Source organism: Photorhabdus africana, from assembly GCF_035181445.1.
In the GTDB taxonomy this organism is placed as follows: Bacteria; Pseudomonadota; Gammaproteobacteria; order Enterobacterales; family Enterobacteriaceae; genus Photorhabdus; species Photorhabdus laumondii.
In genome coordinates this window covers 19,759-36,223 of the sequence record NZ_JAXBVE010000006.1, presented here as the reverse complement: position 1 = coordinate 36,223, position 16,465 = coordinate 19,759, and the positions used below count along the sequence as shown (strand labels likewise).

The window sequence follows — 16,465 nt, the reverse complement described above, 5'->3', positions numbered from 1 at the left end:
TATACCTTCCAAATTTATATTTAACATCTGGAAATTATTTTTATTTTACTCTTTCTATTTTATCCTATAATTTTTTCTATTTTAAATTCCAAACTGAATATTCCAGCATTTGAACAAAAATATCTAAGCGGTAATGTTCAGAAATATCACAGGATTTCCCATCTTGTAGAAGACACGCTTGTTGTTATCATCGATGCACTTAAGTTGCCAGTTCTGAAAACGTGTTGGTAAATGAGAATACTGACAATGGAAGGTTTCAATAATATGATGGAATGCCGGGTTGACGCGGTTATCGACAAAGTAGAGCTGGAGTGAACAATGAATATTAAACCCATTAGAACAGAACAAGACTATCAAGAAGCATTAAAAACTGTTGCCTCACTGTTTGATAATCAACCTGAAATCGGCACACCTGAATTCGATTATATGGAAGTTATGGTTCTGCTGATTGAAGCCTATGAAGCAAAACACTACCCTATCGATCCACCAGAGCCAATCGAAGCTATCAAATTCAGAATAGAACAATCTATTTAGAGGCGGCAATTCACAAAACAACCGAGAAGTCCCCAAAACATGAAACAGACATAGAGCGTTTGTGCTCCACCGATTGCGCAACCAATTCAGTGAAATCACCTCTATGCCTGTTCGTAACGTATGTCAGATCTTTTTCCCGTATGCCTTAGCACCATTTACAAATATCGATAGAATGCCCTGACTAATGCTTCTATAGTGCTGATCAGAGGTGCATCACTGACGTTGACCCGCCTTGGATATTTTCTACTAGGGCCAGCTCAGGTTAAAAGAGAGGATTTTTATTCGACCCAACCCCCACTTCAATTTCTGCGTTTAAATAACTAGCAAGATTGGTGGCTGTAACTTTATAGTAGTAAATAAGATTAGGAGGCGGTACAAGTATTTCACTTCTACCGGGATAGATCTCTATAGAATTATACAGAGTATAATCTCCAACTAAGGATGACCAGTAGCCACTCACTTTAACTAGCGCTAAGCTAACGTTTTTTATCGTTATATAAGGTTGACGCGTAGGAACTAATACACTGCCATTCTTATAAATATCAAGAGTCTGATTAGGGTTTATATATACTCGTGCCATTTTATTGTTTCCTTATTATTACGGTTATTTGACTGCCTATATAGCAGGTAACCTTATCGGTGAAATTTAAATTAACATTTACTACAAGCAGTTAAATATTGAATTTTATCAGTGATGCGAAAATAATAAGATAATCTCATGGCCATATCAGTATTAAATGATTAGTGGGAAGAATGTTTTCTGGAATACATTAAATATCAGCATTAAAATTATTTAGGTTAATTATAAGCTATACATTGGTATACTTTGGAAAATAAAAGAATGATGAATATCATCTAGAAATTCAATTTTAAATTAATAGACATATTTTATTTTGGTATTTTTTTAATTTCAAAAAATGGGTTGTTTATTACTGCTAATTACATGAAAATGGTTAATAATTTAAGATGTAAGAATGTTTCATTGTTATTCATTCAAATTAGACTATACCCTATGGATTTCAAGATGCATCGCGACGGCAAGGGAACGAATCCCCGGGAGCATAGATAACTATGTGACCGGGGTGAGTGAGTGCAGCCAACAAAGAAGCAACTTGAAAGATGACGGGTATATATTTGAAATGAATTGCCGGAGGTTTTTAACAGTCATTTACTCTGCAAGTAAATAAGTTCGTATTCCTTTAAATAATTTATTGGGAGCTTTGCGCTCACGCGCTGTTGTCTCGCTTCGCTCGGCTCGAACCTGCAACCCATTGATTAAAAGTCAACGGCTCTACCGACTAAGCTAACGATCTATCTGGGGAATTTGCTTTGAATGAAGCTTCAAGATGGTGGGTCGTGCAGGATTCGAACCTGCGGCCAATTGATTAAAAGTCAACTGCTCTACCGACTGAGCTAACGACCCATCTGGGAGATTTGTTTTGAATGAAGCTTTAAGATGGTGGGTCGTGCAGGATTCGAACCTGCGACCAATTGATTAAAAGTCAACTGCTCTACCGACTGAGCTAACGACCCATCTTGTGACTTCTCTCGGCAACGGCGGCATATATTACTGATTTTTCTGCACTACGCAATAATTATTTTTTCAAATTACGTTTAAATGCTTACTAAGCACTCAATAAACCCCGAAAATGTATTATTACACCCTTCCGGGGCCAATAATTACAGTGTAGAAAGCTTTTTCTCCGCCAGTTTAGCTGCGTTCGAACCAGGATATTGTTTCATAACCTGTTGATAAACCGATCTTGCTTTATCTTTCTGACCCTTGTCTTGCATGATTAAACCAACTTTATAAAGCGATTCACCACTCTTCTGCGATTTAGGGTGCTCTTTTACTACCGTAGCAAAGTAATACGCAGCTTCGTCTTTTTTACCCTTGTTGTAATTAAGCTGTCCTAACCAATAATTAGCATTAGGCATGTAACTCGATTTTGGGTAACTCTTCACGAAACTCTGAAAGGCTATAATCGCTTTATCATATTCTTTGGTATTCACTGCCAAATGAACAGCAGCGTCATAATCACCCTTCTCGCTGCCTGTACCAGCAGATGATGATGCCTGATTGCCACTGTTTTTTGTATTACTTGCCGTTGAAGAAGCTGTATTTGCAGCAGGTTTACTCCCCTCAGAACCGGTAGCCCCTTCCAGTTGCTGATAAATATCCTTCTGCCGCTCTATAATCTGATTGAGCTGATACTGATTCTCCTGAATCTGCCCTCGAAGCATGTCAATATCACGTTGAGAATCAGCAAGTTGTTGCTGGAGCTGAGTTAATAGCTGACTGTGAGCGTTGGAAATACGCTCTAATTGGGTAAGGCGCTCATCGGTAGAACCCGAGCCGACATTACTGATTGGCGCTTGGGCAATAGCGGCCCAAGGAACCGCTACGCCAACCAATAACGACAGACCCAAAAAATGATGTCTGAAGTTACTGTTCATGAACTACTCTTAGTATGCCAGTACTGCGCGACGGTTTTTAGCATAAGCGGCTTCGTCGTGACCCAGTACAGCAGGTTTTTCTTTACCGTAAGAAACGATAGAGATTTGCTCACCGGAAACACCTTTGCCTTGCAGGTACATTTTCACTGCATTAGCACGGCGTTCACCTAATGCGATGTTGTACTCAGGAGTACCACGTTCGTCAGCATGACCTTCTACAACAACTTTATAAGATGGGTTGCTGCGCAGGAATGCCGCGTGAGCGTCTAGCAGCTGAGTAAAATCTGAGTTGATGTCGTATTTGTCAAAACCGAAATATACGATGTTGTTGTTTTGTAGCTCTTGCATTTGCTGACGAGCTAATTCCTCTGCTGACAGACCCGCATTAGTTTCGTTAACAGTGCCTACACCAGTCTGATCGTTATCAGCATTCTTGTTAGAACTACACGCTGCTACGGCCATAACTGGTAAAGCTAACATCAGCCCTTTTAGCACTTTGTTCAGTTGCATCTCTTTGATCCTTTTAAAATTTGCCATACATATTATTATGCATCACAGATACGGCGACCAGGCAGGAAATTTTACCTGTCCATCGGTTGCCGGAAGACGCGCTTTGAAACGCCCGTCAGTCGAAACTAGCTGCAATACAGTCCCCAACCCTTGGGTGGAGCTATAAATCACCATAGTGCCGTTAGGTGCGATACTCGGCGTTTCATCCAGGAACGTATCCGTCAAAATTTGAACGGCTCCCGTTGCCAGATCTTGTTTAGCTATGTGCTGCTTACCACTCTCTGAGCTGACCATCATCACAAAATTACCATCAGCACTTACATCAGCATCCTGGTTTTGTGTGCCTTCCCAAGTGAGGCGTTGCGGAGCACCGCCATTTATATCGGTTTTGTATAACTGTGGACGACCACCCTGATCAGAGGTATAAACCAATGTCTGGCTATCCGGCATCCAACTCGGCTCAGTATTGTTACTGCGACCATCTGTAACCTGACGGATCTGAGCCGACCCCAAATCCATCACGTAAAGATTCAAACTACCCGATTTAGACAACGCAAATGCCAATTTACTGCCATCAGGGGAAAATGCAGGTGCACCGTTATGACGTGGGAAGGAAGCAACCTGGCGTACTTCACCGCTCGCCAAGGTTTGAATAACCAAGGCAGAACGACCACTTTCAAATGTCACATAAGCCAGTTTGGCACCATCAGGAGACCAAGCCGGTGACATCAACGGTTCCGGCGAACGGTGAACAGTGAACTGGTTGTAACCATCGTAATCAGATACACGCAGTTCATACGGATATTTACCGCCATTAGTCTTGACAATGTAAGCCAGACGAGTACGGAATGCGCCTTTGATGCCCGTCAGTTTTTCAAATACTTGATCACTGGCTGTATGCGCAGCATAACGCAACCACTGCTTGGTCACTTTAAATTGATCCTGAGCAAGCACCGTGCCTGGAGCACTCGAAGTATCAACCAATTGATAAGAGATTAAAAAACCACCATCCGCGCTTGGTTGGATCTGGCCAACAACAACAGCATCAATCCCCAACGCCGACCATGCAGCAGGCGTCACCTCAGATGCCGTCGTTGGTTGCTGTGGCATACGGCTGACATCAATAGGGTTAAATTTACCGCTGTTGCGAAGATCGGCCCCAACGATCGCCCCTATCTCTTCCGGTGCATTACCCGCGCCAGTCCATTTAAATGGCACGACACCAATAGGACGTGCAGAATCGACACCTTGGGTGATCTCAATACGAACTTCTGCGTGAGCAACCGTGACCCACAACATTAAAATGCCTAGTACTACTTTAAAAGCCTGCCTCATTAATCTCTCCCTTATCACGATGGAATAGTCGCAATAATTCGCAGAATATTAACAAACGTCAACAAACAAAACCAGATATACCCGTTATCTTTCAAGTTGCCTCTTTGTTGGCTGCACTCACTCACCCCAGTCACATCGTTATCTATGCTCCCGGGGATTCGCTCCCTTGCCGTCGCGATCCATCTTGAAATCCATCGGTATAGCTTAATAACATTGAATGGTTTTATCTGTTATCAATAACTTCTAAATAACAACTTTATTGAGGTTTGAAATCAAGCGGCGCGTTTTTAAACACTTCATAAACCTCCTTGCTTGGTGGTTTCGGAATTTTCGCCTGTTTAGCCGCCGCTACCGCAGCCTGGCACAACGCCTGATCCCCCCCTTCTGGTTTTACATCAATTAACAACCCATCAGGAGCAAGTTTAATCCGTAGTGTACAGGTACGCCCACGATACATGTCTGCATCGTAAAACTTATTCTGTATCGCTATCTGAATCTGCCCCAGATAGTTATTAATGTCGGCATTTGAAGCACCACTTTTCTTGCCACCACCTTTACCGGCGGCAGAAGCCCCTCCTTGCTGTTTCGGTGCATTGGAAGTTAAACCACCCAATAAGTCATCAACTTCACTTGCCTGTTTAGTGGCTTGCTCAGCAGCTTTTTTCTTGGCGTCAGCTTCGGCCTTAGCTTTAGCCTTTGCATCTGCCTCAGCTTTGGCTTTAGCATCCGATTCAGCCTTGGCTTTTGCTTTAGCCTCAGCGTCTGCTTTGGCTTTCGCTTCTTCCGCGGCTTTTTGTTTAGCAGCCGCGGCTTCAGCTTCTTTCTTAGCTTCCGCTTCGGCTTTCTTCTGTGCCTCAGCCTGCTCTTTAATAAGTTTTTCTTTTTCAGCCTTAGCCTTTGCCGCAGCTTCTTCTGCCTGTTTTTGCTCTTCACGGGCTTTGTTTGCCGCTTCTAAAGCTTGCTTCTTCTGTTCTTCCGCTACCTGTTGCGCCTTAATTCGTTCTTCTTCTACCGCTTTTAAACGTTCCTGTTCTTCAACCTGTTTTTCCCTTAATTCAGCGGCCTGCTGTTCGGCTTTCTTCTTTCTTAACTGCTCTGCACGCTTAGCATCTGCCTGTTGTTGTTGCTGTTGGTTGTACTGTTGTACTACCGCATTCGGATCGACCATAACAGCATCAATAACAGAACCATCCTGACCACCGCCACCCATTTCAGTTTTTCGTGTCAGGGAACCCCAAATAAGTAACCCGATTAAAATAATATGCAACACAACCGAAACGATAACAGCGCGATTTAATTTATTGTTTTGCCCGTTTGTCTTTCCCACGCTCGATATCCAAGATCTTCAAATAACAGCAACTGCCGGCCAAACTCAGATAGGCTGAGTCATTAAACCAACGGATTTCACACCTGCCTGATGTAACATATTGAGTGCCTTAATAATCTCATCGTAAGGCACTTCCTTCGAACCACCAATCAAGAAAACGGTTTTTGGATTCTTTTCTATTTGTGCCCGCGCTTCCGCAATAATCTGTGGCTCAGGCAATAATTCCAATCGTTCATGGTTAACTATCATGGTGTACTGACCAACACCAGAAACCTCCACGATTACCGGTGGATTATCAGCGCTGGAAACCGTTTTAGAATCTACCGCATCCGGCAGATCAACTTCTACACTTTGAGTGATAATCGGCGCTGTTGCCATAAAAATCAGCAACAGAACCAGCAATACGTCCAGTAAGGGAACGATATTGATTTCGGATTTCAGCTCACGCTTGCGACTACGAGTGCGTGCCATAGCCTCTCTCCTTACTATTTGTTCTCTGCTTTATTTTCAGCCGCGAAAGCTTGACGATGCAAAATAGCCAAAAACTCTTCCATAAAGTTATCGTAATTTTGCTCCAGCTTATTAACACGCTGGTTCAAGCGGTTGTATGCCATCACTGCCGGAATCGCCGCAAACAAACCAATCGCCGTGGCAATCAATGCTTCTGCAATACCCGGTGCCACCATTTGGAGAGTAGCCTGTTTTACCGCACCTAACGCGATAAATGCATGCATGATCCCCCAAACTGTACCAAATAGACCGATATATGGACTAATTGAGCCAACTGTCCCCAAGAATGGAATATGGCTTTCCAGCGATTCCAATTCACGATTCATTGAGATACGCATTGCACGCGAAGCCCCTGTGACTACCGCTTCTGGAGCATGATTATTTGCATGATGCAGACGGGCAAATTCTTTAAATCCAGAATAAAAAATTTGTTCTGTTCCACCTAAAGAGTCTCGACGCGACTGACTTTCCTTATATAAGCGTGATAATTCAATACCCGACCAGAATTTATCTTCAAACGCCTCCGATTCTCGGGTTGCTGCATTGAGAATTTTGGTCCTTTGAATAATGATCGCCCATGAAGCAACGGAAAAGCAGATCAAAATAAGCATGATCAGTTGCACCAAAAGGCCCGCTTTCAGGAATAAATCTAGAATGTTCATGTCAGTCACTGCTTAAACTCCGCGACAATAGACTTCGGAAGCGCAATCGGCTTCATTTGAGATGTATTCACGCAGGCGACTAAAACTTCTGCGCTGTTAATAATTGCGCCATTACCATCAACAATGCGTTGAATAAATGTCAAAGATGCTCTACGAATATCCGTAATTTCACTCTGCACTTCCAACATATCATCAAGCCGGGCCGGGGCTCGGTAATCAACCACCATCCGCCGCACAACAAATGCAATTTGTTCATCAAGTAAACGCTGTTGATGAATTCCATGCTGACGTAACATCTCAGTACGTGCTCTTTCATAAAAGACGACATAACGGCCGTTATAAACTATCCCGCCTACATCTGTATCTTCGTAATAAATACGGATGGGCCACCGGAACAACGTATTACTCACTTTCAATCCTACATAAGACGAATTAACGTTGCCACTATACTCAAGACAATGCGGCTTTGGAATAATGTGCAAATAAAAAATTTATGGGTTAGATGCCCCAATAACATACAGAATTAACTTATATAGAAATGACACAGCCCCAAAATCAAAATCAAGCATGCCGGAAAATACTTTGCCATATCTGTAATGAACTGGTGTTAGCCGCAAAACGAGCAGGATCCCAGAATACATAAGCAGTGAATATTAATGCCACAATAAGGATAAAGCCCGCACAGGGGCTTTATCCATTAGTATCCATGCCGATAGTATTTATCTATACCCGTCATCTTTCAAGTTGCCTCTTTGTTGGCTGCACTCACTCACCCCGGTCACATCGTTATCTATGCTCCCGGGGATTCGCTCCCTTGCCGTCGCGATCCATCTTGAAATCCATTGGGTATATCAACACGATTTCTCGCTATTTTTCGCGGCTTTTTCTTCTTCATTATGCTCAAGAGCTAAGGCTGCGATGATAGCGAAACTACAAGCCAAGAGCGTTCCGAGAATCCAAGCAAAATACCACATGCTTTATGTTCCTTAGTACAGTGAATGTTTGTTATCTTCGATAAAGCTTTTATCCAAACGCCCGAACATTTTGTAGTAACACCAAATGGTATATCCCAGAATGATTGGGACAAAAATCAATGCAACTACAAACATAACACGCAGCGTCATCAGGCTTGAAGTCGCATCCCACATCGTCAAACTGACATTAGGATCAGTGATTGAAGGCATCACAAATGGGAACATCGTTACACCGCAAGCCAGAATGATGCCAGCAATTGTCAGTGAAGAGAACAGGAATGCCCATCCAGCTTTATTCATACGCGTCATCAGCATCGTCAGCAAAGGCGAAGCCACACCCAATGCCGGTAGTACCCACAACCACGGATAGTTGTTAAAGTTGGTCAACCAAGCACCCGCCTGATGAGCGACTTCTTTATGTAATGGATTAGACTGAGCCACCGTATCCAAACCGCCAGTCACAATATAACCATCAATACCATAAATCAGCCATACACCTGCCAACAGGAAAGCCACCATTGTCACCAGCGCACAGAGATAAGTTGCCGCACGAGAACGCAGGCGCAGCTCACCCGTAGTACGCATTTGCAAATAAGTTGCCCCCTGAGTCACAATCATCATCAAACTGATAATTCCCGCCAATAAGCCGTACGGGTTGAGCAATCCAAAGAAGGAGCCGGTGTAGAACAGACGGAGTTGGGAATCGACGTTAAACGGCACCCCCTGTAATAGATTACCGAATGCCACACCGATAACTAATGGTGGAACAAAGCTACCGACAAATATTCCCCAATCCCACATGTTACGCCACTTACGGTTTTCCAATTTGGAGCGGTAATCAAAACCAACCGGACGGAAGAACAACGCAGATAACACCAAGATCATAGCAACATAGAAACCAGAAAACGCCGCGGCATAGACCATCGGCCATGCGGCGAACAGCGCTCCACCGGCGGTAATCAGCCAAACCTGGTTACCATCCCAATGCGGTGCCACTGAGTTAATCATGATGCGACGCTCAGTATCGTTTTTGCCGATGATACGTAATAGGATACCGACTCCCATATCAAAACCATCAGTTACCGCGAAACCGATTAGCAATACACCAATCAGTAGCCACCATATAAATCGTAGTACTTCATAATCAAACATAAGTGGACTCCTGTTTACTGAGCTTCAGGTGCTGAAGTTGTTTTCTGTTCAAAATGGTAACGCCCTGTTTTTAGGCTACTTGGGCCAAGGCGGGCAAATTTGAACATCAGAAACATTTCCGCAATCAGGAATAAGGTATAAAGGCCACAAATCAGCGCCATAGAGAACAAGATATCGCCGGCTGCTAAATTGGAACTCGCCACCGCAGTTGGCAGAACTTCACCAATTGCCCACGGTTGACGACCATATTCCGCCACAAACCAGCCTGATTCGATGGCAATCCACGGCAATGGAATACTGTACAGTGCTGCGCGTAGCAACCATTTTTGTTTACCAATGCGGCCACGGATAACGCTCCAAAACGCCAGACCGATCAACAGTAACATCAGGAAACCTGCTGCAACCATGATACGGAATGCAAAATAGAGCGGTGCAACCCGAGGAATAGAATCTTTTGCGGCTGCTTTGATCTGTTCTTCACTGGCATCAGTCACTTTGCTGGTATAGCGTTTCAGCAACATGCCATAACCCAGATCTTGTTTATTTTCATTGAATGCTGTACGAACCGTTGGGTCGGTGTTACCTGCACGCAACTCTTCCAACAGGTGATAAGCCTTTATACCATTACGAATCCGCTGCTCATGTTGGTTCATCAAATCACGCAGACCAATGACCGGAGTATCAACAGAACGGGTAGCAATCAGCCCCATAAGATAAGGGATCTGAATGGCATATTTGTTTTCCATTTTATCCTGATCTGGGATACCTATCAGTGTAAAAGCGGCCGGCGGTGGCTGGGTTTCCCATTCAGCTTCGATGGCGGCCAGCTTAGTTTTCTGTACGTCGCCCATTTCGTAACCAGATTCATCACCCAGCACAATAACAGACAGCACAGCCGCGATACCAAAACTTGAAGCAATCGCAAATGAACGCTTAGCAAATGGAATATCACGGCCTTTAAGCAGGTAGTAAGAGCTGACACCGAGAACGAAGATCGCCCCTGTCACATAACCCGCGGCAACGGTATGCACAAATTTCACCTGAGCAACTGGGTTCAGTACCAGTTCAGCAAAACTTACCATCTCCATACGCATGGTTTCAAAGTTGAAATCAGAAGCAATTGGGTTTTGCATCCAACCGTTAGCAACCAGAATCCAAAGTGCGGAGAAGTTAGATCCTAATGCAACCAACCAAGTTACCGCCAGATGTTGTGTCTTACTGAGGCGATCCCAACCGAAGAAGAACAAGCCTACGAATGTAGACTCCAGGAAGAACGCCATCAGCCCTTCAATCGCCAAAGGTGCGCCAAAAATGTCACCGACGTAGTGAGAAAAGTATGACCAGTTAGTCCCGAACTGGAACTCCATAGTCAACCCTGTTGCAACCCCCAGAGCAAAGTTAATACCAAATAACTTGCCCCAGAATTTTGTCATATCTTTGTAAATTTGTTTACCGGAGAGCACATATACCGTTTCCATGATCGCCAGCAAAAACGCCATACCAAGCGTTAGCGGAACGAATAGAAAGTGATACATTGCAGTTAAGGCAAACTGTAATCGTGACAGTTCGACAATATCAAACATCTTGACTCCTTGCTCCTAGCAGGAAGACACCGACTTGCGGCAACCTGACTTCATATAAGCCCTTTTCTCAAATCTCAAAGTACTCATGCGGAAGCCTCATAACTACCAGCAATAAATGCCTTTAAAATATACCGTTATCTTTCAAGTTGCCTCTTTGTTGGCTGCACTCACTCACCCCAGTCACATAGTTACCTATGCTCCCGGGGATTCGCTCCCTTGCCGTCGCGATGCATCTTGAAATCTATTGGGTATAACAACTCATTACTAAGTAAATTAAAAACCAATTAGACTAATAGTATAGTACACTTATATTCCCATACAATAAATAGGTTTTACGTGATTCAGATTAGAATTCTGAATATAGGTCAAGAATTGCAACCGCTGTTTAATAAGAACTAATTTGATTAGAGTCAATTTAAGCAAATGAAAGCAATAATACTATAGTAATAACTTGATTTTATTTATCTTTTTCTGGTTAGTGTTAATTATCTTGTCTATTATTTCATTTTGGTTGACATATTGTTAATTATTTGTTTATTTAGATAAATATTGATTTCTATATTGCTGTGAAATGACTTTTAAAATTAACTTTTTATTTTGATCCTTAAGAAAATATTATTATTAACTTTGCATTAACAGTGAGATCACCACCATTTGGCTGTCATTCAGATAGCATAATGACACGCAGCTCAAGAACTAAACTTCCCTCTTACGACAGATCTCTTCAAACTGAGTGAAATGACTTAGTATCTTAAGTTACACAGCCCAACAATAATTGTGTAAAAATATTTTACACAACAGAAAAACTGCGAGTACCAACAAGTAATGACCGAAATGCCTTTCTTCCGGCTCCCACAGACAGGCTTTTCCGGGCTCGCGCCAATCACCACCATAATACGCTGTTGAAACTGAGATACAGTCGGAAGCTAAAAAAGCGTTATTGCTGAACTGGAAAAAGTATTTGGCATTATTGAGTTTGGTTGATGTTTCATTGGCACCAAACATTAAATGAATAATTATTTTTTCTGATTATTTAATACAAAATCAAATTTTTCACTGTAAATTAATTATTAGATAACACGGATATTATTGAGGATGGTTTATAATAAGAAATTAATAGAGAAAACAATAGCTTTTAGATGTTGAGTTTTTTATTTTCACCAATTAACTAAAAATAGTTAATCCCTTAAGGTATAAGAGAATTTAATTATTAATTAACTGAACTAGACTGTGATTGATGTGAATTATTGAAGTGTTTTTCAATAATTAAAGATATTGATTATAAAATAACGCCACCTTACTTAAGGAATATTTATGAATCTAAAAAATGATTTTAAAGCTTTTTCTATCGGCAATAATGCTAATGTGCCGAGCCAAATAGATTATGAAGCAAGTGAGAATATAAATAATGGATTTCAAGCAGACAAAGCTATCACTACTCATGATTTAAATAAAGCATTACGTCAATCTTCAACCATAGCATCTGTGGTGGCTGATTTTATCAAGACACAATCTGGTGAGAATGTTCTGGATGATGGTGATATAGCCAAGATCACTGTGCAGTTAAATAGAGCATTAGAAAAAATAGTTACAGAAAAAATTCCCAGTGCCACATTAACACAAAAGGGCATTGTTCAACTAACAAATGAAATTAGCAATAATGACACATTAGCAGTGACGCCGAAACTTGTTCAGGAAAGAATAGATTCATTGAGTAAAAATATTAATGAGAAAGTACCCAACACCCGGAAAATAAATGGGAAAGAGTTGACTGGAGATATTAATATCAATGCTGAGGATGTGGGAGCAATATCAACTGATAATGTAATACATTCAATGGCACACGGTCATCTGGATAAATTAGAAAATCTGCGTAATGGTTGTTCCGGATTTAACCCTTCCGCGCCGTTCCTGACTCAATATGGGCTGCCACGTGGCAATGGTGGCGTTCAGTTAAGAATTAGCAATATGAGTGGTGAATCAAGCGAGGGGGAAGACGATGTATGGAGCCACAGGCTGATTTTCACCCATTTTGGCGATACATATCGTACAGATCATATAGATGAATATTATAAACTTACACGTAAATTTTGGGACAATATCAATGCCAAACCAGATTTTAATGGATACCTAAAAATATCCTCTCCGATTATAGAAATCTATCCTGATGGCACATTCTCAACTAATGAAGAATCAGCGGGTGCAGAAGTAACGAAAGAAGGAATAGGCATATACCGTGTATCAAATATCTCAGGTTATAACACTGATGGCGCCTGGGGTGTACATGGCGGTATTTCTGTTCCCCAAAACAATAATAATCTTGAATTGATTTTCGTTAGCGATCATATCCAACCTGATGGTTCTATTATGATTGAAGTCTGTCACCGCCAACATTCGCATTTACCTGAGAAATTTCAGAACTGGCGACTCAAATCTGTTGATGGTAATGGCAAACAGGTGTTTTACCAAGATGGGGAACCCTGTGATATTCCTGAACATTGTCGTTTAGATATTCGTGTCCAAATGCCAGAAGATTCACTCTGGAATTTGAAACGAAACAAGTTACAGGAAGAAATAGAGAGTACCCGCATTTCTGACGATAAATTGTAGTAATACGGGGCCATATGGCCCCGTATTTTATTTTTATTCGAATTAAAAATCGGTAGCTAAAACCCAGCATCACGCCATATTCTTTTCACAATAACGTGATATCCCGCTTATCGCGAGTTTCCGTGGAGAATGAAGTTAAAAAATCCCTACAAGAAAAATAGCGGGGTTTGTTAACTATTTAACATGATAAACTTGACAATTTTTTACAAACGACTATTAATTATAATACCGTCTTTAATGTCCGTTTTCTCCTGTAATACCAGAATGTTACATATATGCTCTTACAACTATTTATTTAATTGGAGGAATTATTATGCTACTTTATTATTATCTTGACCCATAACTTTCAAGATGAACTTACGGTATTATCACGCTATCTATTTAATATTCAGTGGATAGTGAAGCTTCAATATTATGTACCCAATAGGTTTCAAATTGCAGCGCGGCGGCAAGTGAGCACAGCCAACAAAGCAGCAGTTTGAAAGATGAAGGGTATATTGATATACCATGGATATCATACAAAACATGTATTATTCATGGCTTACAAAGACTCTATTATTTCATGGAATAAAATTATGACTCTATATAACAGAATATTGATTTTTTTCATCCTGATGTTTGCCCCGATAATATCCAGCTTTGCGGATACCGAAATTAAGTTATCTGACGAGGAAAGTCAGGCTATATCTCAGCTATTAGAGAAGATTGAACCTAATAAACCGACACTGATCGATTTAACTAAATCAGAAAATGAGAAAGGATATATTGCATTATTACATTCCCACGGTATTACAAAACAGAAACATCCTGATATCTTTGAAGATATCGAGCTTATGAAAGCAAATCAAAAGACAATGTTTAGACGTGGAGAACTACTTGAAATAAAAAGCTCAAATGCAAAGCCAGAAGATTATTTTGGTCAGCCTACAATATTAATTTCCGATGGCTCCAAATCAATTTCAGCTGAAGTTCTTGGTTCCCTATATTTTCCTGGTTCTAATATTTTAAACAGTAATACAATTAAAACTGACGTTAGCACTATATCATTACAGGGTGGCGTCACAATTTATGGCACAGACAAAAACAGTGGAAAACTTAAAAACTTAACCAACTCCCCATTCGAACAGGCAAAAAATAAGGAAACAAGAGACTTTTTAGCACAAACCAAAGAATATGATATTGTTAAATTAGAAAAATTTGGTAATATTAAACCTGTTGCTGTTTTTCAAGGAAAAAGAAATGGTATACCTATTACTCCCGGACCAGTAGTCATTCAGTCAAATACACTGACAGACCCTGGAGATATTGCTCAATACTTTCAGCCCCACAAGATGAATAACACAGCACCAACTCACGTAAAGAATCTATCAACGAAACCGGTAATCGTTTGCTTAAATAGAGCAAACCCTGAACCAGGGGCTCCTAGTCAATGCGATTATGGCCCAACATCACCCGGTAAACCAAATCCAGAATCAACAATCAAGCTGGAAATAATAGGTGATGTTACATTCAAGAACCCTATCGCGATTGATGAAAAGGGAAAACCTACAAAATTTCAAGGTGTGGAACCACAGGCAAATCTGACACTGATCGGTCTTGATACTGGCGGCGCATGTAAATTAGCAAGAGATATAAATGAAGATACATTTTGGAAACATACAGAAGTCAATCATGATCCTGCCAAAGGTAATAATACAAAGTTATCATGGGATTTTTCTAAAAACACAGGTTACGCTGATTTTGGACCAATATGCTGGAAAAATAACGAAAGATATATACTAGACCTACAAGTTACTGTTGCAACAATTCAAGGTGATACTGCATTTTCTAGCCAATTTACTTATACCAATAATCCCGGTCATGTGAAGAACGAGTCACAATTCATCTATCCACCTATTCAAATCCAATATGGTTGTATTGCTGAAGGCACATTAATAGATATGGCTGACGGCTCAAAATGGAAAGTTGAAAATATACGCCCTGGCGATAAAGTTTTAACTAAACAAGGAGGTATCTTACAAGTAAAAAGCCGTATTGTAGGTCACGATACTGAATTTATTGATTTAATTTACAATAATGGTGAGCAGATTTCACTGACGCCAACTCATCCTGTCTCAACATCACAGGGAATAGTCAAAGCCGAAGACCTTAAGGTCGGTGATACAATACATACACTTGATGGCCAAATTACCCTTACCTCAGTTAAACTGAGAAAATCAGAACCATCAAACGTGTATAATTTTGTCTTAGAAAAGACAGATAGCCAAAGTGAATTATTACCTGAAGATGCAGTGCTTTCTGCCGGCGGCATTTTGGTTGGTGATAATAATCTGCAAAGAAAAGTGTCGATATCAAATTAATCTCTCAGATTAATAACAAAGTGCTGGCTTTTTTAGTCAGCACTAATTTCTAAGTAACGCATTTGTATTATTTTTATGGTTGAGAATAAAATCCAGCCAACGAAAAACAGCCATAAGACTCTGTTCTATCGTCTCCTTTACCGAGCGCACTTCTTTTTGCCCTACAACGTCAACCCGTTTTCTCCAAAATGAAGGCTAGAAGAATACTGCAATAGCACTTAATAAAGTGAAATAAAGAGTCCCACGAGAAAAATAGTGGTATTTGTTAACAATCTGATATGAGAAACTTGACAATCTTTTACAAAGAACTATTAATTATATAAACGATTATAGCGCCACCTTTAGTATCTATTCCTCCTATACTGTAAAAACATTATATATGGCGAATTCGACTAATGAGTGTAATTTTTCAGAAAGGCGGTCAGTTGATATAGTAGACATCTTTACTACT

General features: G+C 40.9%; 13 protein-coding genes, 3 tRNA genes and 3 pseudogenes. 4 read left to right on the top strand and 15 right to left on the bottom strand.

Annotated features, from left to right (window positions below):
• Positions 1 to 318: 318 nt before the first annotated feature.
• Positions 319 to 525: pseudogene (locus SLS51_RS05020) on the top strand (helix-turn-helix domain-containing protein); the annotation flags it as partial.
• Positions 526 to 796: 271 nt separating this feature from the next.
• Here the strand turns inward: SLS51_RS05020 and SLS51_RS05015 are convergent.
• The 15 genes and pseudogenes from SLS51_RS05015 to cydA form a co-directional block, all read right to left on the bottom strand.
• Positions 797 to 1,114, bottom strand: a complete 318-nt coding sequence (locus SLS51_RS05015; RefSeq protein ID WP_165577875.1) for a hypothetical protein — start codon at positions 1,112 to 1,114, stop codon at positions 797 to 799.
• Between the two features lie 660 nt (positions 1,115 to 1,774).
• Positions 1,775 to 1,844 (bottom strand) — tRNA-Lys (locus SLS51_RS05010).
• Between the two features lie 37 nt (positions 1,845 to 1,881).
• Positions 1,882 to 1,957, bottom strand: a tRNA-Lys gene (locus tag SLS51_RS05005).
• A 34-nt stretch (positions 1,958 to 1,991) separates the two neighbouring features.
• Positions 1,992 to 2,067: transfer RNA gene (locus SLS51_RS05000), tRNA-Lys, on the bottom strand.
• 147 nt (positions 2,068 to 2,214) lie between these two features.
• Entirely contained in the window at positions 2,215 to 2,991 is a 777-nt protein-coding gene (gene cpoB, locus SLS51_RS04995) for a cell division protein CpoB (RefSeq protein WP_323836121.1), read from the bottom strand.
• A gap of 9 nt (positions 2,992 to 3,000) precedes the next feature.
• Entirely contained in the window at positions 3,001 to 3,501 is a 501-nt protein-coding gene (gene pal / locus SLS51_RS04990; RefSeq protein ID WP_011145759.1) for a peptidoglycan-associated lipoprotein Pal, read from the bottom strand.
• Between the two features lie 42 nt (positions 3,502 to 3,543).
• Positions 3,544 to 4,836 (bottom strand): Tol-Pal system beta propeller repeat protein TolB, encoded by a 1,293-nt coding sequence (gene tolB / locus SLS51_RS04985; RefSeq protein ID WP_323836119.1) that lies wholly within the window; start codon positions 4,834 to 4,836, stop codon positions 3,544 to 3,546.
• A 256-nt stretch (positions 4,837 to 5,092) separates the two neighbouring features.
• Positions 5,093 to 6,163, bottom strand: a complete 1,071-nt coding sequence (gene tolA / locus SLS51_RS04980; RefSeq protein WP_323836117.1) for a cell envelope integrity protein TolA — start codon at positions 6,161 to 6,163, stop codon at positions 5,093 to 5,095.
• A gap of 45 nt (positions 6,164 to 6,208) precedes the next feature.
• On the bottom strand, positions 6,209 to 6,634 hold the full coding sequence (gene tolR / locus SLS51_RS04975; protein ID WP_323836116.1) for a colicin uptake protein TolR: 426 nt from the start codon (positions 6,632 to 6,634) through the stop codon (positions 6,209 to 6,211).
• A gap of 14 nt (positions 6,635 to 6,648) precedes the next feature.
• Entirely contained in the window at positions 6,649 to 7,344 is a 696-nt protein-coding gene (tolQ, locus tag SLS51_RS04970; RefSeq protein WP_323836114.1) for a Tol-Pal system protein TolQ, read from the bottom strand.
• A complete protein-coding gene (gene ybgC / locus SLS51_RS04965; protein WP_323836112.1) occupies positions 7,341 to 7,745 on the bottom strand; it encodes a tol-pal system-associated acyl-CoA thioesterase in 405 nt (134 codons plus the stop codon). Before ybgC ends, tolQ begins: the two co-directional genes overlap by 4 nt.
• 166 nt (positions 7,746 to 7,911) lie before the next feature.
• Positions 7,912 to 8,033 (bottom strand): annotated as a pseudogene (locus SLS51_RS04960) (cyd operon YbgE family protein); the annotation flags it as partial.
• Positions 8,034 to 8,186: 153 nt separating this feature from the next.
• Positions 8,187 to 8,309 (bottom strand): cytochrome bd-I oxidase subunit CydX, encoded by a 123-nt coding sequence (cydX, locus tag SLS51_RS04955; protein ID WP_113026983.1) that lies wholly within the window; start codon positions 8,307 to 8,309, stop codon positions 8,187 to 8,189.
• Positions 8,310 to 8,321: 12 nt separating this feature from the next.
• Positions 8,322 to 9,461: a cytochrome d ubiquinol oxidase subunit II gene (cydB, locus tag SLS51_RS04950; protein WP_011145753.1), complete on the bottom strand. Its 1,140-nt coding sequence runs from the start codon at positions 9,459 to 9,461 to the stop codon at positions 8,322 to 8,324.
• A 14-nt stretch (positions 9,462 to 9,475) separates the two neighbouring features.
• Complete coding sequence (gene cydA, locus SLS51_RS04945) at positions 9,476 to 11,044, bottom strand: cytochrome ubiquinol oxidase subunit I (RefSeq protein ID WP_323836107.1); 1,569 nt, start codon at positions 11,042 to 11,044, stop codon at positions 9,476 to 9,478.
• Positions 11,045 to 11,951: 907 nt separating this feature from the next.
• On the opposite strand from cydA, the pseudogene SLS51_RS04940 reads away from it, so the two are divergent.
• The 3 genes and pseudogenes from SLS51_RS04940 to SLS51_RS04930 all read left to right on the top strand — a co-directional run.
• A pseudogene (locus SLS51_RS04940) lies at positions 11,952 to 12,056 on the top strand (tail fiber assembly protein); the annotation flags it as partial.
• Between the two features lie 302 nt (positions 12,057 to 12,358).
• Positions 12,359 to 13,654 (top strand): phage tail protein, encoded by a 1,296-nt coding sequence (locus SLS51_RS04935; protein ID WP_323836105.1) that lies wholly within the window; start codon positions 12,359 to 12,361, stop codon positions 13,652 to 13,654.
• Positions 13,655 to 14,190: 536 nt separating this feature from the next.
• Complete coding sequence (locus tag SLS51_RS04930; RefSeq protein WP_323836103.1) at positions 14,191 to 16,014, top strand: Hint domain-containing protein; 1,824 nt, start codon at positions 14,191 to 14,193, stop codon at positions 16,012 to 16,014.
• Positions 16,015 to 16,465 lie beyond the last annotated feature (451 nt).

Coding starts and splice junctions, on each gene's coding strand:
- cpoB (WP_323836121.1), bottom strand. CDS start 2,991: ATGAACAGTAACTTCAGACATCATTTTTTGGGTCTGTCGTTATTGGTT.
- tolB (WP_323836119.1), bottom strand. CDS start 4,836: ATGAGGCAGGCTTTTAAAGTAGTACTAGGCATTTTAATGTTGTGGGTC.
- cydX (WP_113026983.1), bottom strand. CDS start 8,309: ATGTGGTATTTTGCTTGGATTCTCGGAACGCTCTTGGCTTGTAGTTTC.
- tolR (WP_323836116.1), bottom strand. CDS start 6,634: ATGGCACGCACTCGTAGTCGCAAGCGTGAGCTGAAATCCGAAATCAAT.
- cydB (WP_011145753.1), bottom strand. CDS start 9,461: ATGTTTGATTATGAAGTACTACGATTTATATGGTGGCTACTGATTGGT.
- SLS51_RS05015 (WP_165577875.1), bottom strand. CDS start 1,114: ATGGCACGAGTATATATAAACCCTAATCAGACTCTTGATATTTATAAG.
- cydA (WP_323836107.1), bottom strand. CDS start 11,044: ATGTTTGATATTGTCGAACTGTCACGATTACAGTTTGCCTTAACTGCA.
- SLS51_RS04935 (WP_323836105.1), top strand. CDS start 12,359: ATGAATCTAAAAAATGATTTTAAAGCTTTTTCTATCGGCAATAATGCT.
- SLS51_RS04930 (WP_323836103.1), top strand. CDS start 14,191: ATGGCTTACAAAGACTCTATTATTTCATGGAATAAAATTATGACTCTA.
- pal (WP_011145759.1), bottom strand. CDS start 3,501: ATGCAACTGAACAAAGTGCTAAAAGGGCTGATGTTAGCTTTACCAGTT.